Below are 23,530 nucleotides of genomic sequence, written 5' to 3' on the forward strand. Positions count from 1 at the left end.
GATTTGCAATTCTTTATGCCAAAGTCTTAAATTAAGGCGTAGAAACTTAATTAAATTCGTAATCAAATAATCTAATTAATTCTGGAGGTTGTATATGGGTATCTTATCATGGATTATCTTTGGCTTGATTGCCGGGATCCTTGCTAAGTGGATTATGCCGGGAAATAATAGCAGCGGTATCATTATGACAGTGATTTTAGGTATTGTCGGTGCTGTTGTTGGCGGGTATATCAGCACATTCTTTGGAATAGGAAAAGTTGATGGTTTTAATTTCGGAAGTTTTATCATTGCTGTTGTGGGAGCGATAATTATCTTATTTGTATACCATAAAATTTCCAATCAGTAATTTTTAAAATTTTCTTACAAAACGGTTTTGTAAAGTGGTTTATGAGTTTCATCATGCATATGATTAATAACAAAAAAGGGCATGTTATTTAAATGCCCTTTGCTATTATTTATTTTCCTGATATTTATTTTTCTAACGGAAATGAGTCATCCGCTCCCCATTCAGCCCAAGAGCCATCATATAATTTCACTTCTTTGTGACCAATCATATCAAGACCCAATACTAAAACGGCGGCTGTCATGCCTGAGCCACAACTGGTAATAATCGGCTGGTCTAAATTAACGCCTTGTTTTCGGAATATCGCCGTAATTTCTTCTACTGACTTATAAAGTCCATTATCCATCAAGGCTGTCCACGGAACATTTTTAGCGCCGGGGAGATGCCCCATTCTCAAGCCTGGACGGGGTTCAGGTGCTTTTGCTTGAAAGCGTTCTTCTGCTCTGGCATCAATAAACTGTACTGGCACATTGTTATGGAGTGCAGCAAGGATCTGCGTCTGAGAACAGACTTTTTCAGGAGTAAACTGTACATTGAAAACTTCGGGTGAACGGGCAACTTTTCCCGATTCGGTTGGATAACCAGACTGCTGCCAGCCTTGTAATCCCCCCTCAAGAATACGGATATGATGGGCACCAAAGACTTTGAATGTCCACCATGCTCGTGGGGCGGAGAACATATTTCCTTGATCGTAAATCACCACCAGATGATTTTCACTGATACCCATTTTGTTGACCGTTTGACGGAAAATTTCTGGTTCCGGCAGCATGTGTGGCAGGTTGGTTTGTAGATTGGCAACTTTATCAAGGTCAAAAAACTGAGCACCCGGAATGTGTTCCTCCAACCAGAGCTGATGATAATCAATGGATTGGGTGGGCATTGGGGCACTAGCATCAATGATAACGACATTCTCATCATGGAGATGCTCGTTTAACCATTGTGGACTGACAAAATATTCGTTTTTCATGAGATTACTCACCTGATGTCATAATACCGGATGGTGCAAGGCGATACGTTGTTAACAATAGATGTGTTGTAATATCTAGTGTTGTGCTAAAACCAGATGTATTTATTGTTGCCCTGTCGGGATATTTTCCTGCTGGCTCTGTTGCGGCTCTTCTGTTGGGGTGGTTGAGCGTGTGTACATATTCAATCCTGCCAGAAAGACACCGCCAATAGAGCCGATAGAAAATAATATGATGATAATGAGCAGGATTTTTTTCATCTTTGTATCCAGTAAGGTTTTAATAAAGATTTTTGATAAAAAGTGTTATCAGCCATAAAAAGCCAAAAGATAGAAAGTCAAAAGTATATCGGCTTATACAATCCAGACAAGCAATAACCGATTTTCCTGTATTGATAATAAAGAAGCTGGAAACTGTTTCTCAGTAATGAGCATATAAAGCTGATTTGATATCAACTCTATGGGAGAATAGCCCTCCAATTTTTAAGCAGCAAAACTCATGGCACTTTCCAGTTCAATAAAAAATCAGATTAGCCAATGGTATAAGGCATTATCCACCCATATTGATGGTTTCATTCCGCGTGCTCCGCAACGTCAGATGATTGCAGAGGTTGCAAAAACGCTGGCGGATGAAGAAGGACGGCATTTAGTAATAGAAGCACCTACAGGAGTAGGAAAAACTTTGTCCTATTTGATCCCGGGCATTGCTGTCAGTAGAGCAGAGCAGAAACCGTTGGTAGTCAGTACGGCGAATGTTGCGTTGCAAGATCAAATCTATAGCAAAGACCTGCCCTTATTGCACAAGATCATCCCTGACCTGAAATTCACTGGTGCTTTTGGTCGCTCACGTTATGTCTGTCCACGTAATCTGGAGGCAATTTGTACCGCAGAAGGCGAACAAATTGATCTAATGTTTCTGGTGGAAGACCGGATTGATATCGCTAACAGTGAAGAACGGGAATTGTGTCGTCGGTTGCGCAGTGAATACACGACATTTGCATGGGACGGTTTGCGTGATCACCATCAACTGGCATTGTCGGATTCACTGTGGGCAAAAATCAGTACAGATAAGATGAACTGTCTGGCCCGGAATTGCCAGTTTTATCATCGCTGCCCATTTTTTCTCGCTCGTCGGGAAATTGAAGATGCGGATGTCGTTGTTGCCAACCACTCTTTGGTGATGGCTGCACTGGAAAGTGAATCTGTTTTACCGGAGGCAAAAAATCTGCTGCTGGTATTAGATGAAGGACACCATATACCGGATGTAGCCAGAGATTCGCTGGAAGTTGAAGGAGAAATTACGTTATTCCAGCTAAATGGGCAGTTAGATACGTTTGTCCGTCATGTGGAACAATATCTGGTTCAATTTCGTCCGGTAAAACCACCTGCATTGGCAAATATTCCTCGGTTGAAAACTCATTGTGAAAGAATTAGCGAATGCTTTAAAGAATTGGCAGCCATTACACAAGCTTTATTGCCTGAGCGGGGCGAAGCAGAAGAATACTTATTCGAACTGGGAAAATTACCGGATAGTTTACTGCTATGTTGCCAGCAATTATTTAAGCTCACTGATGGATTACGTAGCTTAGCAGAAGCAATTTTAAATGATTTAACGGATCAGACGGCGAAGCAGGATCTTGTCCGATTGCATCGCACGATTTTACAAACCAGCCGAACATTGGGCTATTTTGAGAATATGGCAAAGTTGTGGCGTTTGGCTTCGCAGGAAGAATCTTCCCATGCGCCGATATCCAAATGGTTGACGCGTCGCTATGAAAAAAATCAGTCGCACCTTTATTTTCACTGTGCCGGAATTCGGGTCAGTGAACAATTAATCCATCTATTATGGCGTAATATTCCTCATGTTGTGGTGACATCCGCGACATTGCGTTCATTAAATAGCTTCTCTCGTATTCAGGAACTGACTGGTTTAAGTGAAAACCATGATGATCGTTTTGTAGCTTTGTCATCGCCTTTCGAACATGTACGGCAGGGACGTTTGCTAATCCCGCAAATGACGCAGGAACCGACAATCCAGAATGAAATGCTACACCTTGAGGAAATGGCGCGTTTTTTCCGTTCTCAGGTGATAGAAGGGAAACATCGGGGAATGTTGATACTATTTAGTAGCCAGCGTGCAATGGAAGGATTTCTGACTTTCGTGCCCGACTTGCGTTTGATGTTATTGGTACAGGGCGATCAACCTCGTTATCGATTGGTAGAAACTCATTGCAGACGTATTGATGAAGGACAAGCCAGCGTTTTGATTGGATTGCAGTCATTCGCCGAAGGGTTGGATTTAAAAGGTGATTATCTTTCACAAGTACATATCCATAAAATTGCATTTCCGCCTGTGACCAACCCTGTCATTATCACCGAAAGCGAATGGCTGAAATCTTTGAAACGCTATCCGTTCGAAGTACAAAGTTTGCCAAGTGCTTCTTTTAGCCTGATTCAACAGGTAGGAAGATTGATCCGCAGTCATGAATGCTATGGTGATGTGGTGATTTATGACAATCGATTATTGACCAAACGGTATGGGCCACGTTTATTGGGTTCTTTACCTGTGTTTCCAATTGAACGACCTGAGATACCATCGTTAAAGGAATTGGAAGTAATGAAAAAGGATAAGAAAAAGGATAAATAGTATAAAAGTTAATATTATTTATCCTTTAATCAAAAACGGATGTGTAACTGTTATTTATCCTACTTTTTTCAGGAAACAGGTTTTCAGTACTAAGCCTTTGATTTTATCTGCATTACACTCAATTTCATCTTCGCGATTAGTCAGTCGGATGTTTTTGATCAGTGTGCCACGTTTCAATGTCTTAGAAGTCCCTTTGACTTTCAGGTCTTTGATTACCTGAACTGAATCACCGTCATTCAACAGAGCGCCGTTAGAATCTTTGACTTCGATATCCATCGTATAGAATCCTTATGTTTATTTTTAAATCAAACAGGGATTATAGAGAGAAAAATGATTTTTTTAAAGGTTAGTCTTGTTTGTTAGATCATAACTTCCATTTTTTAATTTTTTTCTGTATTTGATGATATGCCGCAATGCAAAAAAGGTCACAAATGTGACCTTAATATTTTGAAAAATAATGTTTTTATTTTATTGCTCAATATTTGCTTCGATAAACCATAAAAATTTATCGAGATCACGGGATGCAGCAGTAAACATATCCGCAGTATCTTCATCTTCAGCATCAATAATTGCCTGACGGATATCATTGGCAACGATGGCGTAGCTATCTGCCAGTGCTTTCAGGTGATCCTGCACATCATGGATATCTGTTGGGTAGCTTTTCAGCGTTGAGTGTTTACTTACTTCCTGAACGGTTCCCAAAGCTGTACCACCGAGTTGAGCTGCACGTTCGGCGAATGTATCAAGGTGCTCCACGAGAGCGCTGCGAAAAGTATCCAGCATTTCGTGAATAGAAATGAAATTTCGGCCTCGTATGTTCCAGTGGGCTTGTTTAGTCAGCATTGACAGATCGATAAATTGGGCCAACATATGATTCAGGGCAGTAATTGATCTCTTTTTAATTCCGTTGTCAATATTATTGCGTGTATAAATCAGAGTAGAAGGCTGGGTTCTGATTAATTTTGCAGTACTCATAATAATGTCCTCTTAATTCCAAGTAATGAGTTATCTCATTAGATGGAATAAATTTAGTAGACAATTTATCAAAAGTCACATCGCTTGTTGCTATTGCATTGATAGCCAATAAAAACAAAAAACCGGAGAATGTTTAACTTCTCCGGATTAGGTAATATTAATCAATGTATTGTGGAAAATTAACTATTCAATTTCAATTTTTTCGATTTTAGTTTTTCGCTTAACGCTAAAGGTTGAACCTATAGAAGCACATATAATGCAGAAAAGCGCAATCCACTGGGTCATGGTTAAATTCTCATTAAGGAAGATAATGCCCGATAATGCACCCAATGCAGGTTCAAGGCTCATTAATGTCCCAAACGTTTTGGCAGGTAAACGGGTAAGGGCAATCATTTCCAATGTGTAAGGAAAGGCTGTTGATAAAATCGCTATCCCAAATGCGATAGGTAGTAGTGAAACATCAAACAGTATTTCGGGGCCAGTCTGTATTAATCCGACTGGGAAGAAAATTAAGGCAGCGATTAGCGAGCCAATGGAAGCTGTTGCCGCGCCATAGCCTGCTCCAGCACGTTGCCCGAAGATAATATAAAGTGCCCAGAAAACACCAGCCCCGAGTGCATATAAAATACCAATGGGATCAAGTGCGCTGGCACTATCTCCGATAGGCAATAAAAATCCTAGCCCAGCGATGACCAAAGCTATCCAGAGAAAATCCAATGGGCGTCTGGAGGAGAACATTGCCACAGCCAAAGGCCCTGTAAATTCAAGTGCGACAGCAATACCAAGGGGAATACGGGAAAGTGCCATATAAAACAGGTAATTCATCGCCCCGAGTGAGATGCCATAGGCAAAAAGGGGGATCAGCGAATTTCGCTGAAATTTCAGACGCCACGGTTTGAAAATCAGAAATAGAATAATCGTTCCTAATGCAAGTCTCAGCGCTGTTACTCCAGGAGCACCAATGACATGAAATACTGTTTTAGCCAGTGAAGCCCCAGCCTGAATAGATGTCATTGACAGTAACAATAAAATCACAGGAAGCAGTGGAAAAGATGCTGCCCGATGTTCGGAAAGAGACATTTACAGAAAACCTCAGTTACAACGTATTATTTAAGAAGAATCATCTTCGCAGTGAAAGAGAGATAACTCAACTCTATTATCAATTGAATAAGCATTAAGTTATCGTATGATCAGAAATTAAAAAAACAATAATGGAATTTATCCATAGGAGCGATTACGGTGAAAAATCCTTCTGAAAGAAATAAACTTGTAAAGAGTATTGCGGTTTATTGCGGTTCAAACCTTGGTATATCAGAAATTTATAGGGAAATTGCGGTATCTTTTTCGAAAGAGCTGGTTAAACGTGGAATTACTTTAGTTTATGGCGGTGCTAGTGTGGGGATCATGGGTACGGTCGCAGATACTGTTTTGAAGGAAGGTGGCAAAGTTATTGGCGTGATACCGACTTTGCTGGAAGAACGGGAAATTTCCCATAAAAATCTTTCTGAACTCCATATTGTGGAAACGATGCATCAGCGTAAAAGTAAAATGATTGAGCTGGCAGAAGGTTTTGTGGCTTTACCCGGCGGTTTTGGCACTTTGGAAGAGTTTAGTGAAGTTTTTACTTGGAGTATGATTGGACTGAATAATAAGCCTTGCGGTATCCTCAATATTAATCATTTTTATGACCCTTTAATTTCAATGATTGATAAAATGGCTGATGAGCAATTCTTACAGGAAAAATATCGTCATATGGCTATTATTGAACAAGATCCCGTTTTATTGCTTGATCGTTTTAATGATTACCAGGTTCCTTCGGTAAAAACGTACAGTAAGTAAATTTTAAATTCAGGAGGGTGACATGATAATAAGAAATGGGTCTATGCAAGATGTTGAGGCTATTTTATCGCTTTATAGTATGTTATTCAAAGAAATGGCTGTATTGCAGCCAGATAGGATGAAATCGTCTGAACAAGATAGAGATTTTATTATTTCCTGTGTGAGTGATGATAAGTTTCATTTACTCGTTGCAGAAAATGAAAATACAGAAATTAAAGGATTCTCCATTGCACAAGAGAAAAAAACGCTTCCCTTTAACTGCCTTATCCCCAGAACCTACGGTTATGTTATTGATTTGATCGTCAGCCCGGATGTCAGAAGTTTAGGTATTGGCCAGAAATTATTGGCTGAAATGAAAAGGTGGGCGCAAGAAAATTATTATTCGCATCTGGAGCTGAGCGTATTATCTCAAAATGTTGACGCAATCCGCTTTTATGAAAGGGAAGGATATCAAGAAATCAGTAAAATGATGGCGATTGCTTTGTAAATGATAAATCGGTTATTAAAACCATCAGAATGATATATTTTGATGGTTAATATTTTTTCTTATTGTGGGTATTATGGATATATTGATTTAAAGACTTGTTTAGTTACCTGTATGCCAACAATAAAGTAGATAAAATTATCTCACCAGATGCCAGCCTTTGGCTGGGCAAATTCGTTCCCGACGAATTTGTCGCTCTCTTGCCGTCGCGATGCATATTGAAATCCATTGGGTATATAATAATACTGTATCTTTTTCTGTTTTATAACTCAGGATTTTTATTCTTAAAATGTATTTACTATTCAAATAATTAACTGATATCTCATTTTTATCTTGAAGAGGGATGAACGCATTCTGGCGATACTTTTTTCTTGTTATGGCATAATATGCGGCTATCGTTTTTTAACTCCCTTTTATTTTAAGAGCAAAAGTTGTGTTAAGTACAAACAACATCACCATGCAGTTTGGCAGTAAGCCACTGTTTGAAAATATTTCTGTCAAATTCGGCAACGGCAATCGTTATGGTTTAATCGGTGCGAATGGGGCAGGTAAATCGACTTTCATGAAAATTCTGGGCGGCGATTTAACACCGAGTTCCGGTAATGTCAGCCTTGATCCTAATGAGCGCTTGGGTAAGTTGCGTCAAGATCAGTTTGCTTTCGAAGAGTATACCGTTCTGGATACGGTCATTATGGGGCACACGGAACTGTGGAAAGTCAAGCAGGAACGTGACCGCATTTATGCTATGGCAGAAATGAGCGAAGAAGATGGCTATCGTGTTGCCGATCTGGAAGTCGCTTATGGTGAAATGGATGGTTACAGCGCCGAAGCTCGTGCCGGTGAATTGCTGCTGGGTGTGGGTATTCCTGTAGAACAACACTATGGTTTGATGAGCGCTGTGGCTCCGGGTTGGAAATTGCGTGTATTGTTGGCACAGGCGCTGTTTTCTAACCCTGACGTTCTGCTGCTCGATGAGCCAACCAACAACCTGGATATTGATACTATCCGTTGGTTGGAACAAGTGCTCAATGACCGTAATAGCACCATGATCATTATTTCCCATGACCGCCATTTCCTGAATACCGTATGTACTCATATGGCGGATTTGGATTATGGCGCACTGCGCCTGTTCCCGGGTAATTATGATGAGTACATGACAGCCGCCACACAGGCTCGTGAGCGCCTGATGGCAGACAATGCGAAGAAAAAAGCGCAGATTGCTGAATTGCAGTCATTCGTCAGCCGTTTCAGTGCCAATGCTTCTAAATCCAAACAGGCTACTTCCCGTGCCCGTCAGATTGACAAAATCCAACTGGAAGAAGTGAAAGCTTCCAGCCGTCAAAACCCGTATATTCGTTTTGATCAGGATAAGAAATTGTTCCGCAATGCGCTGGAATTGGAAGGTGTAACCAAAGGGTATGATAACGGGCCACTGTTCAAGAACCTGAATCTGCTGATGGAAGTCGGCGAAAAGATGGCAGTCATTGGTGAAAACGGTATCGGTAAAACGACATTCCTGAAAACACTGATTGGCGACGAACAACCGAATAGCGGTACGATTAAATGGTCTGAAAACAGCACGATTGGCTATTACGCACAGGATCATGCCAGTGATTTTGATTGCAACATGACGGTTTTCGAATGGATGAGCCAATGGAAGCGTGAAGGTGATGATGAACAGGCCGTGCGCGGTATTCTGGGGCGCTTGCTGTTTGGTCAGGATGATATCAAGAAGAAAGTTGGCGTACTTTCAGGTGGTGAACAAGGCCGGATGTTGTTTGGTAAGCTGATGATGCACAGGCCTAACATTCTGGTGATGGATGAACCCACTAACCACTTGGATATGGAATCCATCGAATCGTTGAACCTTGCGCTGGAACTTTACGAAGGAACCCTGATTTTCGTTTCCCATGACCGTGCATTCGTCGGTTCATTGGCCAGCCGTATCCTGGAAATTAAATCTGATAAGGTTGTTGATTTTAAAGGTACTTATGATGAATATCTGAGCAGTCAGGGTATTGCTCAGTAACTTTGCCTGATGGTAATAGCCCCGTAAGATTAACGGGGCTATCTATAGTTTCTGACAAACTTCACACTGAGGATCTTTAGGCAATGTTATTTCACGAAACTGCGTTGTCATAGCATCGAATAGTAATACTTTGCCACAACTTACTTTCCCGTATTGAGTCAATAATTTAATGGCTTCCATTGCCTGCAAACAACCAATGGTTCCGACTAATGGCGCCATTACGCCTGCTTCAACGCATGTCAGGTTATTTTCACCGAATAACCGACTCAGGCAACGATAGCAAGGTTCTTCGGCTTGGTATGTAAAAATAGAAAGTTGGCCTTCCATTCGAATCGCTGCGCCCGAAACCAACGATATTTTGCGCCCGTGACACAGGCGATTGAGTTGCTCACGAATAGCAATGTTATCGGTGCAATCAAGTACAATTTCGTGTTGACTGATTAACCCATCTAACGCCGGATCATCCAATAATCCTTCAATGGGATTGATGGTGATATGTGGATTGATCTCCCGCAGGGTCAATGCCGCGGAATGCACTTTGGGCATACCAATACGTTCATCGCGATGGAGAATTTGCCTTTGCAGATTGGACAGGGAAACCGTATCAAAATCCAACAGAGTGACTGTTCCTACACCAGCCGCAGTAAGATATTGGGAAGCCGCGCAACCGAGGCCTCCCGCACCAACTATCAGCACCTTGGCAGATTTCAATCTCTCCTGCCCGTCGAAATCGAAACCACGTAAGACAATTTGTCGGTTATAACGTAAGGTTTCTTCATCGGTCAGTTCAATAGTCATTTTTTATCTTATTGATTTTTTAGCAGATGGTTGAAAAATTCAATGTGTACTGTTTCGCCGGCAGCAACGTGCCCACGTTCCCGTTCCAAGACGATAAAACAGTTGCCAAGGCTATATGAACTAAAGATATGGGAACCTTGATGTCCTGTAGTTTGTACTTCTAATTCGCCATTTTCATTAATGGCAGCAATACCGCGTTGGAAATCCAATCTCCCGGGGGATTTTTTCAGTGACATTATTGTTTTGGCTGTGAGGCGCATCGGTGATTGCCATGTGGTAAAGCCGGATAAACGGGCAATCAGCGGTTGTACCAGCTGGTAAAACGTTAGTACAGCAGAGACAGGGTTGCCCGGCAAACCACAGAACCACGTATTTTTCAGCTTGCCAAATGCGAAAGGCTTACCGGGTTTTATGGCAAGTTTCCAGAAGCTGACTTTTCCGACTTCATCTAAAATTTGTTTGGTGTAATCCGCTTCACCCACGGAAACTCCGCCGCTGCTGATCACTAGATCTGCTTGTTTAGCCGCTTCGATAAAGGCTTGGCGCAATGTATCAGGATTATCGCGGATCACACCTAGATCAATAACTTCACAGTCTAGTTTTTCCAACATCAGGCGAATGGCAAATCGGTTGGTATCGTAAATCTGGCCTGTCTGCAATGGTTCTCCGATGGTTTGTAATTCATCACCGGTAGAGAAAATGGCAACTTTCAGCTTACGGATCACTTCCACTTTTGCGATACCCAGTGAAGCAATCAGCGGTAATTGCGCAGTGGAGAGTCTGATGCCTTTGGAAAATACGACTGCATTTTGAGTGATATCTTCCCCAATGGTACGAATATTTTGCCCCTGTTTTACCGGATGAGTGAACCGAATACCCGTTTCAGTGACCTCAGCCTGTTCCTGCATCACTACGGCATCAGCGCCAGAGGGCATAGGGGCACCAGTCATAATGCGAATGCAGCTACCAGTCGGCCATTCTCCCTGAAACGGTACACCAGCCAGCGCTTTACCTGCCACTGGCAAAGTTTGGTTTTCATTAAAATCCGCAAGACGAATGGCGTAACCATCCATTGCTGAGTTATCAAATGGGGGAACGTTGATGGGGGAAATGATATCGGTGGCGATAATGCGGCCAGTAGATTCGGTCAGATTAATGGTTTCTGTGGAAGTCAGGGGGACGGTTTGTGCCAGTAATTTTTCGAGTGCCTGTTCAAGTGAAATTAAGCCTGAGGTATGACAGTGATCCATGAGGAACTCCCTATATGCCGCAATTGTGAATATCACCGATGGCGGACAAGCGTTTATTCTTGTATTGCCAGCATTATGGCAAAGATTACCTTGATGGGGAATGACGGGAAATGTCTGTTAATAAAAGATGTATATTATATTCATGATTTGCTATAACTGCATCATTTCCAATAAAAGCAACTGATTTTATTGCTATTTAATTACTATGAGAAATCAAATCATCACACCTCATGAACGTCATTATCAATCTTTTCAGATTGCATTAAGCGGTTTTCTCGCTCTGGTTGTTGCAATGGGAATAGGCCGTTTCACTTTTACTCCACAAGTTCCGCTGATGATTGCCGAATCCCAACTTACATTAACGGGAGCAGGAATTGTTGCGGCATTCAATTACCTTGGTTATTTGGCTGGCTCCTATGATGCGATGCGGGCGCAGCGTTTTGTGGAATACCGTTTATGGAGTGGGTTATGGGGAGCAGTGATTATCACACTGCTTTCCGCATTATTGGATGGACCCGTATTGCACAGTATTGCCCGTTTTTTTATTGGTTGGGCAAGTGGCTGGACGTTGGTACTGGTAGCAGCGTGGGCGAATGAGGCGTTGGGGAAGCTGAATCGTCCCGGATTAAGTGCTGCCGTTTTCTCGGGGCCGGGGATAGGGATCTTTATCAGTGGTGTTCTGGCGATGGGAATTCAATCTTGCCAAATGAGCGCGGCTACTGCATGGATGTTATACGGTATTTTTGCTCTGTTGCTCAGTATTTATGTTAGCCGTCACTTGCCTCGCCGTGGAGAGTTGCATCGACCGCAGACCGCCATCCAAAAACTCACGCTGACACCTGAAATCAAGCGATTAGTATGGAGTTACAGTTTGGCTGGATTTGGTTATATCCTGCCTGCAACATTCCTTTCCCAAATAGCAGCAGAACGTTTCCCTGATAGTTTGTTTGCCCAATTTGTCTGGCCAATATTTGGTGGCGCTTCTGTCATTGGCATTATTCTGGGTATTTTGATGCGCAATGTATCAACTGCCCAAGTTCGCTTGGCGGCTGTATTATGGCTTCAGGCATTAGGTATTTTGACGACGGAAATATTACCGGGCATCGCTGGGCTGATGATGGGTTCATTGTTGGTAGGTGGCGGATTTATGTGTGTTGTGCAACTGGCTTTGCAGTATGGGCGTGAATTGGCTCCAGATCATGCACGTTACATGGCGGGGTTGCTGACCACAGGCTATGCGTTGGGGCAATTGGTTGGGCCGATGTTGTCAGCCATTTCCACCTGGCTGATTGGTAAACTGGAACCTGCTCTTTACATCGCATTTATTGGTTTGGTCGTTGCCGGGTTACTGGTATTTTATCGCAGCAATATTCGTCGTGACCTATCCTGAGTTGGCGCATTGGTTACGTACAGGTATAGTTATACGCAGATACGATGTGAGCGAATACCGAGTAGTGTTACATCTCACTGATATCTGATTAAAATAAGCGTTTCGATTACCCGTCAAGTGACGGAAGGTATTACTCTTGGAGAAACTGATGTCATCCCTAAGTACAGAAGCCGCGCTGGTGCATTCGGCACTGGTCGCCCGTGGTCTTGAAACTCCTCTGCGTGAACAAACTCTGGAGCCGGAGGTGCGTAAGGTACGCATTGAGGAACATATGGCAGAAATTATGAAACTGTTAAATCTCGATTTGAGTGATGACAGTTTGGCGGATACACCGGGCCGTATCGCAAAAATGTATGTGGATGAGATATTTTCAGGACTCGACTATCATAACTTCCCGAAAATTACGTTGATAGAAAACAAAATGAAAGTGGATGAGATGGTAACAGTCCGTGATATTACATTGACCAGCACTTGTGAACACCATTTTGTGACCATTGATGGCAAAGCAACAGTTGCGTATATCCCTAAGGATAAAGTGATTGGATTGTCGAAAATTAACCGCATTGTTCAGTTTTTTGCTCAACGCCCGCAAGTGCAGGAACGTTTGACACAGCAAATCCTGATTGCGTTGCAAACGTTGCTTGGTACCTGCAATGTTGCCATTTCTATAGATGCTGTCCATTACTGTGTGAAAGCACGTGGTATCCGTGATGCGACCAGTACCACGACAACGACGTCTCTGGGGGGGTTATTTAAGTCAAGCCAGAATACTCGGCAGGAATTCCTGCGCGCAGTACGTCATCTGCATTTGTCATGATGAATTTTTATTATCATGGAGCATAGTTGCAAGGGAGTCATAAATCAGAGAATTGAGGTCATTGATAGTATGCGTGGTTTTGCCATTTTGGGGATATTGTTGTTGAATATTACCAGCTTTGCTTTGCCATATGCCGCTTATATGAATCTGTTTTATAAAGATTCTGTCTCATTCTCTGATGTGGTTACATGGTCTACTTTGAGTATTTTTACTCAGGGAAAGTTTCTGTTCATCTTGACGTTATTATTTGGAGCCTCACTTGAACTGCTTCGGCAACGGGAACGTAACTGGAATATTTCCAGATTACTAATTTTAGCGGCGATTGGCTTACTGCACGGCATTTTGCTATGGGATGGCGATATCTTGTTGTCATATGGCATTGTTGGCTTGCTGACATGGCACTTTATCAATACTCGTCAAAAGTTATTCAGTACCGGAGCGACTTTTTACTTGTTCGGCGTAATGATGTTTTATCTTCTGGGGCTGTTTCCTGTGGGAGAGAATAATTCATTCTGGATGCCAACACTGGAAGATATTTTTCATGAAACTTTCTGGAAAACTCATGGCGGACTCTTGGCCATGGAGTACCGGATCCGCCAAATAAGTGGCGCAATGATAGTGGTCATTGTGCAATATGGCTGGCAAATAATCGGGGTCATGCTTTGGGGTGCAATGTTATTGCGTAATGGCTGGTTGAAAGGTGAGTTTAGCCACAAACATTATCGTCATCTGGCATTATGTCTAATCCCTGTTGGGATGACTATTCAATGTGCGGCTTTATCAATCCAGTATTTATATCCTTATAGTTATTTTGCGTCGTGGACTATCCGCTACACCATCACTGAATTGGCAACACCGTTGTTAGCTTTTGCTTATATCGCGTTGATTTATGGATTTTGGCCTGCCATTTCACGTTGGAGAGTCACTTTTTGGTTACGGCAAGTGGGAAAAATGGCATTAAGTAGCTACTTGCTGCAAACTCTGGTCTGTACCACGCTTTTTTATCGCTTTGAATTATTTGGTCAGTTTACTCGTTTGGAACTAATGGCGTTTGTGCCATTTATCTGGGCATTGAACATCTGGTTTGCTTGCTGGTGGTTAAAACGTTACTCACAAGGGCCGTTGGAGCAGCTTTGGCGTTGTCTGACGGCGAAACTAGCGTAAATTTCAAGTAAACATTGTGTGATGAAGTTTAAATGTAGAGCCTATTTAACTGGCTCTACATTTATTATTCCTCGCGAGATTTTTTTTCTAGTTTTTGTAATTCATCTGGTGATACGGCAGGATAACCTTGAATTCCTGCTGGTACGGCATGTGGTGCCGGAATTGGCATTAACGGGCCTAAAAAACGCGGTTCACGTTTTAAAATATACAGGTCTGTCAAGGCACCGAGGCGTGCTAATACTTCTCTGAGACGAATAGTCATCATATTTTTAGGGGACGGTACAGCATAACACTGTGCCTCTATACCAAAATGCATGGCGATAAACAGAGCCCGTTCACAATGGAATCGCTGGGTGATAATCGTAAAATCATCGGTATCAAATACCTTGCGAGTTCTGACAATTGAATCCAGAGTTCTGAAACCAGCAAAATCCATCACAATGTTACTGGCTGGGATTCCTGCTTTGAGCAAATCTTTCCGCATCGTAATCGGTTCATTATAATTATGCTGTGCATTATCCCCGCTTAATAGCAGATATTTAATTTTTCCACTATTGTAAGCGTTAACCGCGCCTTGAATACGGTAGAAATAGTATTGGTTATATGTACCTCTTTTATAATATTTGGATGTGCCGAGCACCATACCGACATCCCGCTCAGGAAGTTGCCTGAGATCATCAAAAATGTAAGGAGCAGTTTTCCAGCTAATCCAACGATCAAGCATAATTGCTGTCAGCATGAGGACAGCAATGATAAAAATCAGACTAGTAATCAAGCGCTTCCACATGATTTTCGTTTGCCTTATATGTACTTATGGGTCAATAGATTAAAGGCTACTTTACTTGAAATACCGAAGCAAGTTTTCGGTGAGATAGGTTTTTGGGTGGAATAAGCGTAATTTCATTTGAATAGCAGAAAAAATCATGAATTGTCTGTCTGGAAGCATTTACGATGAGTTTATGGTAATAATTATGGATAGTTTTGTAAAAAAGCCTGTCAGAATGGCGGCAGGCTTTTTAAGGGTATTATCAGAATGAAGTGCGTTTATAAATGCGATATTCTGGTTTCCAGAAATTGCGTTCAATCGCTTCATCCAAGGCATTTTCTGATGTAACAATCGCCACACCTTGAATTTGGGCTTTTTTCGCTACTTCTTTGGCTATTTTGCGGGAAACTTCTTGAATATCATCAATCGGTGGCAGCAATGGACCTGAACCTGTTTGTGCCAGCGGTGAACAATCCGCCAATGCGCGGCTGGATGCCATCAGCATATCATCCGTAACACGTTTGGCTCCTGAAGCAATAACACCCAAGCCGATTCCCGGGAAAATATAGGAGTTGTTACATTGCACGATTGGGTATTCCTGACCGTGATATTGTACGGGGGCAAATGGGCTGCCAGTCGCGACCAGTGCCTTGCCGTCAGTCCAGTTAATAATGTCTTCAGGACGGGCTTCCACACGCGATGTCGGGTTAGACAGCGGCATCACGATTGGACGTTCGCAATGTTTATGCATCTCACGGATGATATCTTCGGTGAATAAACCGGATTGACCGGAAACACCAATCAAGACTGTAGGTTTCGCGTTGCGAACCACATCCATCAATGAGAGGGAATCATTGCTGACATCCCATGATTGCAAGGCTGAATTTTTCTGTACCAATACACTCTGGAAATCCAGCAGGTTTGGCTGTTTATCAGTCAGCAGACCAAAACGATCAACCATGAATACACGGGCTCGGGCCTGTTCATCACTCAATCCTTCGGATTTCATCTGAGCAACTATTTGTTCTGCAATACCACAGCCAGCGGAACCTGCACCGAGGAATGTCACAGTTTGATCTTTCAACTGACGGCCGGCAGCACGACTGGCGGCAATCAAGCTACCAAGGGCAACGGCTGCGGTGCCTTGGATATCATCGTTGAAGCAACAAAGCTCATCACGATAACGGGTCAGCAGCGGCATGGCATTGTTCTGGGCAAAATCTTCAAATTGCAGCAGCACATTAGGCCAGCGGCGTTTCACAGCCTGAATGAACTCATCTACGAATTCATCATATTCTTTGCCGGTAATGCGCGGATGGCGCCAGCCCATGTACAGCGGGTCATTCAGGCGTTGCGGGTTATTAGTACCTACATCCAGCACAACTGGCAGGGTGTACGCTGGGCTGATCCCACCACAGGAGGTATACAACGACAGCTTACCGATAGGAATACCCATGCCCCCGATACCCTGATCACCCAAACCAAGAATACGCTCTCCATCGGTGACAACGATAACTTTAACATTTTGCTTGGTGGCATTTTGCAGCATATCATCAATGTAGGCTCTGTTTGGATAGGAAATAAACAGACCACGTGCGCGACGATATATATCAGAAAAGTGTTCACACGCTGCACCCACGGTTGGTGTGTAGATAATAGGCATCATTTCGCTGAGATGGGCGTCAAGGAGCCGATAGAACAGCGTTTCGTTGGTGTCCTGAATATTCCTTAAATAAATGTGTTTATCGGAGTCATTCTTGAAATCGCGATATTGACGGTAGGCGCGTTCGGCCTGCTCTTCTATTGTTTCAACGGTTTGTGGCAATAAGCCATGCAAGTTGAAATTGCTGCGTTCTTCTTCCGTGAAAGCACTGCCTTTGTTCAGTAGAGGGAATTCCAATAAAATCGGGCCAGCGTAGGGAATATAAAGAGGACGTTTACTTTCGTGTTCCAGTTCCATGATGCTTACTCTTTGGACTAATCAATCAATAACAAAATCAGCTATAGATCCTAAGAAGATAAAAAAAATAAGTACAGCAAATGTTACTTAAATATGATTATCATGAGCAAAAATGAGAGATAACATACAGAATTGGCTAATTAAATGTTATTTAATTCTTTCAATTTGCCCCTCTTGGAAGTAATGGAGGGGATAAATCGCCATTTTGTTAACTTACTCTTATTTCATTTCAAAAGGTATGCCGTTCCACTTTAGTACAACCCAAAGCAGTTAATGTGGACTTTGTGGCGTTCCATTGTGATAACTGACTGTTTTCACCTTCAACCAGCATAGCCCGTTCGATGGACTGACAATCACCACCCGACATATTCATAAATATCAAAGCAGCCTGTAATGGTGGCAAACTCGGATTGAATGCAGCATTTTCCGCATAACGGCCAGTATAAATTTTCCCTTGGTTATCTTGTAATGCTATACCTGCATGGGATTGGCTGTAAGGCGCGTGGCTGCGGTTCGCAGCATCTAATGCGGCTTGCACTAAATTGTCATGGGTAGCCAACTGATGGTCATGGTTAACTGTATCCAACAGCAGTGGGGTATCAGCTAAATCACGCGGACCAAAGGCTTCAGGCAGGTAATCGGCCAAAGTTAATGGTGGGCGATCAGGTAAGTGAATTTCTAATTGTGTTCCACTGTTCAATTCATTCATAAATTGTCGGCAGTGACCACAAGGTGAATAGTTGATAGTGATGGAAGCCAGTTTTTTTTCGCCATGAAGCCAAGCGTGGGTTATTGCTGATTGCTCTGCATGAACGGTTTGCTGCAATGGCACTCCCGGAAATTCCATATTGGCGCCAAAATAGAGATTACCACTTTCTCCCCGTGCAACTGCACCGACATAAAAATGAGAAATAGGAGCAATAGAGCAGGCAGCAGCTAATGGCAATAAGGCAAATGCCAAAGCGTGATCATCAAAGCCACTGTTCCGCTTGATGGACTCAACCTGCTCCGTTGTCAGCATGGCTGGAAAATCGTCACTTCCGATATAAGGCAACAAAGCTTGTTGCAGTTTAGGGGTAATTTCTGACCAAATAGCGTTAAAACGAGCTTGCATAGAATGATCTCCAAATTAATTGAAGGCCATTCTAGGATGTCTGTTTAGGTTTGTAATGTGATAACAGCCATAAAATCAATGAAATTTGTGTAATAAAGCTATTATTTTAGCAATACAAATCAAATTATTATGATTTTTATTAATTCTTTCACTTTTTTATTACGGTTTGGTAACTATTTAGATGAAAATCATTTGTAGAATAATCAACTAAACAAGTGAAGCAGTATCGGGAATAAAAAAGGTGCAATCAGTGAAGTAATAATGCCGCAGGTCATCAGGGCCAGTGAACTGTATGCACCTTCAGTATGATCTACCTCAGCACAGCGGGCGGTTCCTACTGCATGAGCTGCTGTACCCATAGCCAATCCTCGGGAAACCTTCGTTTTTATTTTAAGAAGATTAAATAGGTTATGACCGAAGATAGAACCTAAAATACCCACCATGATCACACAAGCAGCGCTGATGGCAGGAATCCCACCGATGGAATTGGCTACCGCCATAGCAATAGGGGTTGTCACAGATTTAGGCAGAATTGAGGCTGCGATTTCAGGTGTTGCACCTGCCCATAATGCTATAGCTGTACCGGTTACCATTGCGACAATACAGCCGATAAAACAAATGGTAATGATTGATTTCCACTGAGTACGGATTTGGTGCAGCTGTTCATAAAGAGGAAAAGCAAGAGCGACTACGGCTGGTTGCAGCAAATCGTTTAATATCCGGCTGCCTGCAAAATAGTGCTCATATGATGTATGTGTCATCAGGAGCAAAGGAATGATAATGGTTATTGATATCAATAAGGGATTAAATACAGGAAGTTTTAATCGTATAGACAGTCTTTTGGCTAGATAAAATACAAGTAGTGTTAATGGCAGTGACCACCAGATATAGCTCAACATTTTTCTTTCTCTTCAAGTTGTTGTGATGTAGTAGTTGCTTCTTGTTTGGAACCAATAATGATGCGTTCGCGATGGATATAGTGGGAACTGTAAGCAACGGCAATCATGACAATCACTGTACTGACGACACATGAAAGAACGATTGGGAGCATTTGTTGGCTGAGTTGTGGGTAATAATTCATGATCCCCACCCCAATAGGCAAAAAGAGTAATGTCATGTTCTTCATCAACAGACTACAACTTGGCTTCACCCAATGTGGGGGAATAATTTGGAATGCCAGTAAACCGAAAAGGATAAGTAAACCAATAATACTACCGGGAAGAGAGAAAGGAAGGAATGCTGAAATGATATTCCCCGCAATCAAGCACAAATAGAGCAGTGCGAATGCGCGCAGATATTGCCAGCCCATCATCAGCATGTTTTGGAAAGACATAATCGATAATTCCTCAATATAGGGAGAGTTCATCATACGATTAACTTTCTAAATGTGCCATACATCACATAAAAAAGCGGGCTTTTTTTAGCCCGCTTTACTATCTTTACAACAATAATGTTGTCTGGTAATAATTAATATTCTGTCAGAATATATCGATTATTTAACCTGCATGCCTGGTTGTGCGCCGCTGTCCGGGCTTAACAGGAAAATTTCTTTTCCGCCGGAGCCTGCTGCCATTACCATGCCTTCTGAAATGCCAAAGCGCATTTTGCGTGGTGCGAGGTTGGCAACCATCACGGTCAGACGGTTTTCTAACGTTTTCGGATCAGGATAAGCAGAACGAATCCCAGAAAAAACCTGACGAGTTTCGCCACCGATATCAAGGGATAATTTCAGCAATTTGTCTGAACCTTCGACAAAATCTGCCTGTTTGATCAATGCGATCCGCAGGTCAATCTTGGCAAAATCATCAAATGTGATGGTGTCCTGAATCGGATCATCTGCCAGCGGGCCTGTTACCGTTTTTTTAGGCTCGATGTTCTCTTTTGAATCAGCAACCATCGCTTCAATTTTAGCCATCTCAATGCGGTTAAAAAGAGCTTTGAATGGGGAAACGTCATGGTTCAGCAGAGGTTGACGGATACCATCCCAAGTCAGTTCTGTATTCAAGAATGCTTCTGTACGTGCGGACAAGCCCGGAAGGACGGGTTTCAGGTAAGTCATCAGCACACGGAACAAGTTAATTCCCATTGAACAGATAGCCTGAAGATCGGCGTCACGGCCTTCTTGTTTCGCTACAACCCACGGTGCTTGTTCATCAACATAGCGGTTAGCGAGGTCAGCCAGTGCCATGATTTCACGGATTGCCTTACCAAATTCGCGATTAGTGAAATCTTCTGCGATAACCTGTGCGGCATCAACAAACTTCTGGTACAACTCAGGATCAGCGAGTTGATCAGCCAGCTTGCCACCAAAGCGTTTATTAATGAAACCCGCATTGCGTGAGGCAAGATTCACTACTTTGTTAACGACATCACTGTTTACACGTTGAACAAAATCTTCCAGATTCAGGTCTATATCATCAATGCGGGAAGAAAGCTTAGCAGCGTAATAGTAACGTAGGCAGTCTGCATCAAGGTGTTTTAAATAGGTTTCGGCCTTGATAAAAGTCCCACGGGATTTAGACATCTTGGTGCCGTTAACGGTGATATAACCGTGAACAAACAGATTGGTTGGTTTACGGTAGTTGCTGCCTTCCAGCATTGCAGGCCAGAACAGACTGTGGAAATAAACAATGTCTTTGCCGATGAAATGATAGAGATCAGTCTTGGAATCTTTCTCCCAGAATTCATCGAAATTCAGGTCACTCCGCTTGTCACACAGGTTCTTGAATGAACCCATATAACCAATTGGAGCGTCCAGCCAGACATAGAAATATTTGCCTGGTTGATCAGGGATCTCAAAACCGAAATACGGCGCATCACGGGTGATATCCCATTGTTGCAGACCTGAATCGAACCATTCCTGCATTTTGTTCGCTACTTGTTCCTGCAACGTGCCGGAACGAGTCCATTTTTGCAGCATGTCGCTGAATGCAGGCAGATCGAAGAAGAAATGCTCTGTCTTACGCATTTCTGGTGTTGCCCCAGAAACAACAGAACGCGGGTTGATCAATTCGGTTGGGGAATAAGTGGTTCCACAGACTTCACAATTATCGCCATATTGGTCTTCTGCCTTACATTTTGGACAGGAACCTTTGACGAAACGGTCTGGCAGGAACATTCCTTTTTCTGGATCGTACAGTTGAGAAATCGTCCGGTTCTTGATGTAACCGTTCTTTTTCAGTTCCAGATAGATTTGTGATGCAAACGCTTTGTTCTCTTCGCTGTGTGTAGAGTGATAATTATCATAACTGATAGCAAAGCCGGCAAAATCCTGCTGATGCTCTAGATTCACCTTGGCAATCATCTCTTCTGGTGAAACACCAGTTTGCTGGGCTTTCAGCATGATTGGCGTACCGTGGGCATCATCGGCACAGACAAAGTGAACCTCTTTGCCGCGCATTCGATGATAACGAACCCAAATATCAGCCTGAATATGTTCCAGAATATGACCGAGATGGATGGGACCGTTAGCATAAGGCAACGCACAGGTCACCAATAATTTGTTCGCGACTTGAGACATAGTTAGGATCTGACTTCCGTAAAAATGAAAAGGGTTTTTGATGTTACCTGATAAGGAGCGTTGTCGCTAGGGTAACGCAAGAACTTCGTTACTTTTACTTGTTGCCTTATCCGAAGTCGTTAGCTTCTGTTATGATGACCAAACAGTTTTATACCCGCCGTCTTTCAGGCTGCATTTTGAAATCCATTGGGTATAGATTGAAAAAAGATAAATCAAAAGGAGCCGGGATGAACTCACAATCCCCCGAGCAGACCAATCCTGACCTGCTGAAAGAACATGTTGCGAAAATACTGGCAACATTCAAACATCCAACATTAGAGCGGGATTTGATTGCTCTGAAAGCATTGCATCACTGCACTATATTGGATGGAACACTGCATATTGAATTAATGATGCCGTTTGTCTGGAAAAGGGCCTTTGAAGTTTTAAAGAAAGAAACGACGTTATCTCTACAAGCTGCGACGGGAGCAAAATCCGTTGACTGGCGACTGACCCACGATATCAATACATTGCGCCGTGCCAATAATTTGCCGGGCGTTAATGGTGTGCGCAATATTGTGGCGGTGAGTTCAGGAAAAGGGGGGGTGGGGAAATCCAGTACGGCGGTGAATTTGGCACTGGCGCTGGCACAGGAAGGTGCGAAAGTCGGTATTCTGGATGCGGATATCTATGGGCCATCCATCCCCAATATGCTCGGTACAGCCAAAGAACGGCCGACCTCTCCTGATGGTCAGCATATGGCACCGATTATGGTGCACGGCATGGCAACCAACTCCATCGGTTATCTCGTTACTGATGATAATGCAATGGTCTGGCGTGGCCCGATGGCGAGCAAGGCTTTGATGCAAATGTTGCAGGATACATTGTGGCCTGATCTGGATTATCTGGTGATTGATATGCCGCCTGGAACTGGGGATATTCAGTTAACGCTGTCCCAGAATATTCCGGTAACAGGGGCATTGGTTGTCACAACACCACAGGATATTGCCCTGATTGATGCGATGAAAGGCATCGTTATGTTCCAGAAAGTCAATGTACAGGTATTGGGTATTATTGAGAATATGAGCAGTCATATTTGCAGCAATTGTGGTCATCATGAGCCGATTTTCGGTACAGGAGGAGCAGAAAAATTGGCAGAAAAATATGATTGCCAATTATTGGGGCAGATCCCGCTGCATATCTCACTGCGTGAAGATCTTGATCGTGGTGAACCGACAGTAAGCAGCCAGCCTGATAGTGAATTTGCGGATATCTACCGTGAAATTGCAGCCAATATTTCTGCTCAGATGTATTGGACTGGTGAAAAAATTCCGACGGAAATTTCCTTCCGTGCAGTTTGATTTAAGTAATTGCATGAATAAACGCCGTTTTGTTAATGTTTCTTATTTATACAGAACGGCGTTTTATTAATAGTCCTTAAATTATTAGCATATTTCATTTAGCATTCCTGAATATTTATGGGGAGCAAAG

The 23,530-nt window shown here is 42.8% G+C and carries 22 protein-coding genes; 9 read left to right on the forward strand and 13 right to left on the reverse strand.

Annotated features, from left to right (window positions below):
* Positions 1–94 precede the first annotated feature (94 nt).
* Positions 95–346: a GlsB/YeaQ/YmgE family stress response membrane protein gene (locus AC5JQI_RS06590; protein ID WP_493914122.1), complete on the forward strand. Its 252-nt coding sequence runs from the start codon at positions 95–97 to the stop codon at positions 344–346.
* 124 nt (positions 347–470) lie between these two features.
* On the opposite strand, the gene sseA is transcribed toward AC5JQI_RS06590, so the two are convergent.
* Both sseA and AC5JQI_RS06600 read right to left on the reverse strand, forming a co-directional pair.
* Positions 471–1,310 carry a 3-mercaptopyruvate sulfurtransferase gene (gene sseA / locus AC5JQI_RS06595; RefSeq protein ID WP_493914123.1) on the reverse strand — a complete coding sequence of 280 codons (840 nt, stop codon included), beginning with the start codon at positions 1,308–1,310 and terminating at the stop codon, positions 471–473.
* Between the two features lie 102 nt (positions 1,311–1,412).
* Positions 1,413–1,568 carry a hypothetical protein gene (locus tag AC5JQI_RS06600; RefSeq protein WP_177216207.1) on the reverse strand — a complete coding sequence of 52 codons (156 nt, stop codon included), beginning with the start codon at positions 1,566–1,568 and terminating at the stop codon, positions 1,413–1,415.
* 238 nt (positions 1,569–1,806) lie between these two features.
* Between AC5JQI_RS06600 and dinG the strand changes: the two genes are divergently transcribed.
* Complete coding sequence (dinG, locus tag AC5JQI_RS06605) at positions 1,807–3,954, forward strand: ATP-dependent DNA helicase DinG (RefSeq protein ID WP_493914124.1); 2,148 nt, start codon at positions 1,807–1,809, stop codon at positions 3,952–3,954.
* Between the two features lie 54 nt (positions 3,955–4,008).
* Here the strand turns inward: dinG and AC5JQI_RS06610 are convergent, their stop codons facing one another.
* From AC5JQI_RS06610 to rhtA, 3 genes are all read right to left on the reverse strand, one after another.
* Positions 4,009–4,230, reverse strand: a complete 222-nt coding sequence (locus tag AC5JQI_RS06610; RefSeq protein WP_237385330.1) for an alkylphosphonate utilization protein — start codon at positions 4,228–4,230, stop codon at positions 4,009–4,011.
* 192 nt (positions 4,231–4,422) lie between these two features.
* The gene (gene dps / locus AC5JQI_RS06615; protein WP_493914125.1) at positions 4,423–4,929 is read right to left on the reverse strand and encodes a DNA starvation/stationary phase protection protein Dps; all 507 of its coding nucleotides are present in this window, start codon (positions 4,927–4,929) and stop codon (positions 4,423–4,425) included.
* Positions 4,930–5,112: 183 nt separating this feature from the next.
* Positions 5,113–6,009 carry a threonine/homoserine exporter RhtA gene (gene rhtA / locus AC5JQI_RS06620; RefSeq protein WP_493914126.1) on the reverse strand — a complete coding sequence of 299 codons (897 nt, stop codon included), beginning with the start codon at positions 6,007–6,009 and terminating at the stop codon, positions 5,113–5,115.
* Positions 6,010–6,168: 159 nt separating this feature from the next.
* On the opposite strand from rhtA, the gene AC5JQI_RS06625 reads away from it, so the two are divergent.
* The 3 genes from AC5JQI_RS06625 to AC5JQI_RS06635 all read left to right on the forward strand — a co-directional run bounded on the left by AC5JQI_RS06625 (position 6,169) and on the right by AC5JQI_RS06635 (position 9,281).
* The gene (locus tag AC5JQI_RS06625; protein WP_493914127.1) at positions 6,169–6,768 is read left to right on the forward strand and encodes an LOG family protein; all 600 of its coding nucleotides are present in this window, start codon (positions 6,169–6,171) and stop codon (positions 6,766–6,768) included.
* A 22-nt stretch (positions 6,769–6,790) separates the two neighbouring features.
* The gene (locus AC5JQI_RS06630) at positions 6,791–7,255 is read left to right on the forward strand and encodes a GNAT family N-acetyltransferase (protein WP_493914128.1); all 465 of its coding nucleotides are present in this window, start codon (positions 6,791–6,793) and stop codon (positions 7,253–7,255) included.
* Between the two features lie 430 nt (positions 7,256–7,685).
* Positions 7,686–9,281 carry an ABC-F family ATPase gene (locus AC5JQI_RS06635; protein WP_493914129.1) on the forward strand — a complete coding sequence of 532 codons (1,596 nt, stop codon included), beginning with the start codon at positions 7,686–7,688 and terminating at the stop codon, positions 9,279–9,281.
* Between the two features lie 42 nt (positions 9,282–9,323).
* On the opposite strand, the gene moeB is transcribed toward AC5JQI_RS06635, so the two are convergent.
* Both moeB and moeA read right to left on the reverse strand, forming a co-directional pair.
* On the reverse strand, positions 9,324–10,079 hold the full coding sequence (gene moeB / locus AC5JQI_RS06640) for a molybdopterin-synthase adenylyltransferase MoeB (protein WP_493914130.1): 756 nt from the start codon (positions 10,077–10,079) through the stop codon (positions 9,324–9,326).
* 8 nt (positions 10,080–10,087) lie between these two features.
* On the reverse strand, positions 10,088–11,329 hold the full coding sequence (gene moeA, locus AC5JQI_RS06645; protein WP_493914131.1) for a molybdopterin molybdotransferase MoeA: 1,242 nt from the start codon (positions 11,327–11,329) through the stop codon (positions 10,088–10,090).
* 205 nt (positions 11,330–11,534) lie between these two features.
* On the opposite strand from moeA, the gene AC5JQI_RS06650 reads away from it, so the two are divergent.
* From AC5JQI_RS06650 to yeiB, 3 genes are all read left to right on the forward strand, one after another.
* Positions 11,535–12,719: a YbfB/YjiJ family MFS transporter gene (locus tag AC5JQI_RS06650; protein WP_493914132.1), complete on the forward strand. Its 1,185-nt coding sequence runs from the start codon at positions 11,535–11,537 to the stop codon at positions 12,717–12,719.
* A gap of 148 nt (positions 12,720–12,867) precedes the next feature.
* Positions 12,868–13,536: a GTP cyclohydrolase I FolE gene (gene folE, locus AC5JQI_RS06655; RefSeq protein ID WP_237385322.1), complete on the forward strand. Its 669-nt coding sequence runs from the start codon at positions 12,868–12,870 to the stop codon at positions 13,534–13,536.
* 15 nt (positions 13,537–13,551) lie between these two features.
* Positions 13,552–14,700, forward strand: coding sequence for a DUF418 domain-containing protein YeiB (gene yeiB / locus AC5JQI_RS06660; RefSeq protein WP_493914133.1), 1,149 nt, complete (start codon positions 13,552–13,554; stop codon positions 14,698–14,700).
* Positions 14,701–14,764: 64 nt separating this feature from the next.
* Here yeiB and sanA read toward each other — a convergent pair whose 3' ends face one another.
* From sanA to metG, 6 genes are all read right to left on the reverse strand, one after another.
* Complete coding sequence (sanA, locus tag AC5JQI_RS06665; RefSeq protein ID WP_493914134.1) at positions 14,765–15,487, reverse strand: outer membrane permeability protein SanA; 723 nt, start codon at positions 15,485–15,487, stop codon at positions 14,765–14,767.
* Between the two features lie 241 nt (positions 15,488–15,728).
* Positions 15,729–17,426 (reverse strand): NAD-dependent malic enzyme, encoded by a 1,698-nt coding sequence (locus tag AC5JQI_RS06670; RefSeq protein WP_493914135.1) that lies wholly within the window; start codon positions 17,424–17,426, stop codon positions 15,729–15,731.
* A gap of 229 nt (positions 17,427–17,655) precedes the next feature.
* Positions 17,656–18,540: a cytidine deaminase gene (gene cdd / locus AC5JQI_RS06675; protein WP_237385318.1), complete on the reverse strand. Its 885-nt coding sequence runs from the start codon at positions 18,538–18,540 to the stop codon at positions 17,656–17,658.
* A gap of 203 nt (positions 18,541–18,743) precedes the next feature.
* A complete protein-coding gene (locus tag AC5JQI_RS06680; protein ID WP_493914136.1) occupies positions 18,744–19,439 on the reverse strand; it encodes a CidB/LrgB family autolysis modulator in 696 nt (231 codons plus the stop codon).
* Positions 19,433–19,873: a CidA/LrgA family protein gene (locus tag AC5JQI_RS06685; RefSeq protein WP_493914137.1), complete on the reverse strand. Its 441-nt coding sequence runs from the start codon at positions 19,871–19,873 to the stop codon at positions 19,433–19,435. Before AC5JQI_RS06685 ends, AC5JQI_RS06680 begins: the two co-directional genes overlap by 7 nt.
* A 159-nt stretch (positions 19,874–20,032) precedes the next feature.
* Positions 20,033–22,060, reverse strand: coding sequence for a methionine--tRNA ligase (metG, locus tag AC5JQI_RS06690; RefSeq protein WP_493914138.1), 2,028 nt, complete (start codon positions 22,058–22,060; stop codon positions 20,033–20,035).
* 227 nt (positions 22,061–22,287) lie between these two features.
* On the opposite strand from metG, the gene apbC reads away from it, so the two are divergent.
* Complete coding sequence (gene apbC, locus AC5JQI_RS06695) at positions 22,288–23,400, forward strand: iron-sulfur cluster carrier protein ApbC (protein ID WP_493914139.1); 1,113 nt, start codon at positions 22,288–22,290, stop codon at positions 23,398–23,400.
* Positions 23,401–23,530: the final 130 nt, after the last annotated feature.

The sequence above is a fragment of the Xenorhabdus sp. XBWT genome (genome assembly GCF_059072735.1).

Excerpts from the sequence above, each read along its gene's own strand:
- AC5JQI_RS06590 (WP_493914122.1), top strand. The coding sequence starts at position 95 with ATGGGTATCTTATCATGGATTATCTTTGGCTTGATTGCCGGGATCCTT.
- sseA (WP_493914123.1), bottom strand. The coding sequence starts at position 1,310 with ATGAAAAACGAATATTTTGTCAGTCCACAATGGTTAAACGAGCATCTC.
- AC5JQI_RS06600 (WP_177216207.1), bottom strand. The coding sequence starts at position 1,568 with ATGAAAAAAATCCTGCTCATTATCATCATATTATTTTCTATCGGCTCT.
- dinG (WP_493914124.1), top strand. The coding sequence starts at position 1,807 with ATGGCACTTTCCAGTTCAATAAAAAATCAGATTAGCCAATGGTATAAG.
- AC5JQI_RS06610 (WP_237385330.1), bottom strand. The coding sequence starts at position 4,230 with ATGGATATCGAAGTCAAAGATTCTAACGGCGCTCTGTTGAATGACGGT.
- dps (WP_493914125.1), bottom strand. The coding sequence starts at position 4,929 with ATGAGTACTGCAAAATTAATCAGAACCCAGCCTTCTACTCTGATTTAT.
- rhtA (WP_493914126.1), bottom strand. The coding sequence starts at position 6,009 with ATGTCTCTTTCCGAACATCGGGCAGCATCTTTTCCACTGCTTCCTGTG.
- AC5JQI_RS06630 (WP_493914128.1), top strand. The coding sequence starts at position 6,791 with ATGATAATAAGAAATGGGTCTATGCAAGATGTTGAGGCTATTTTATCG.
- moeB (WP_493914130.1), bottom strand. The coding sequence starts at position 10,079 with ATGACTATTGAACTGACCGATGAAGAAACCTTACGTTATAACCGACAA.
- moeA (WP_493914131.1), bottom strand. The coding sequence starts at position 11,329 with ATGGATCACTGTCATACCTCAGGCTTAATTTCACTTGAACAGGCACTC.
- AC5JQI_RS06650 (WP_493914132.1), top strand. The coding sequence starts at position 11,535 with ATGAGAAATCAAATCATCACACCTCATGAACGTCATTATCAATCTTTT.
- folE (WP_237385322.1), top strand. The coding sequence starts at position 12,868 with ATGTCATCCCTAAGTACAGAAGCCGCGCTGGTGCATTCGGCACTGGTC.
- yeiB (WP_493914133.1), top strand. The coding sequence starts at position 13,552 with ATGGAGCATAGTTGCAAGGGAGTCATAAATCAGAGAATTGAGGTCATT.
- sanA (WP_493914134.1), bottom strand. The coding sequence starts at position 15,487 with ATGTGGAAGCGCTTGATTACTAGTCTGATTTTTATCATTGCTGTCCTC.
- AC5JQI_RS06670 (WP_493914135.1), bottom strand. The coding sequence starts at position 17,426 with ATGGAACTGGAACACGAAAGTAAACGTCCTCTTTATATTCCCTACGCT.
- cdd (WP_237385318.1), bottom strand. The coding sequence starts at position 18,540 with ATGCAAGCTCGTTTTAACGCTATTTGGTCAGAAATTACCCCTAAACTG.
- AC5JQI_RS06680 (WP_493914136.1), bottom strand. The coding sequence starts at position 19,439 with ATGTTGAGCTATATCTGGTGGTCACTGCCATTAACACTACTTGTATTT.
- AC5JQI_RS06685 (WP_493914137.1), bottom strand. The coding sequence starts at position 19,873 with ATGTCTTTCCAAAACATGCTGATGATGGGCTGGCAATATCTGCGCGCA.
- metG (WP_493914138.1), bottom strand. The coding sequence starts at position 22,060 with ATGTCTCAAGTCGCGAACAAATTATTGGTGACCTGTGCGTTGCCTTAT.
- apbC (WP_493914139.1), top strand. The coding sequence starts at position 22,288 with ATGAACTCACAATCCCCCGAGCAGACCAATCCTGACCTGCTGAAAGAA.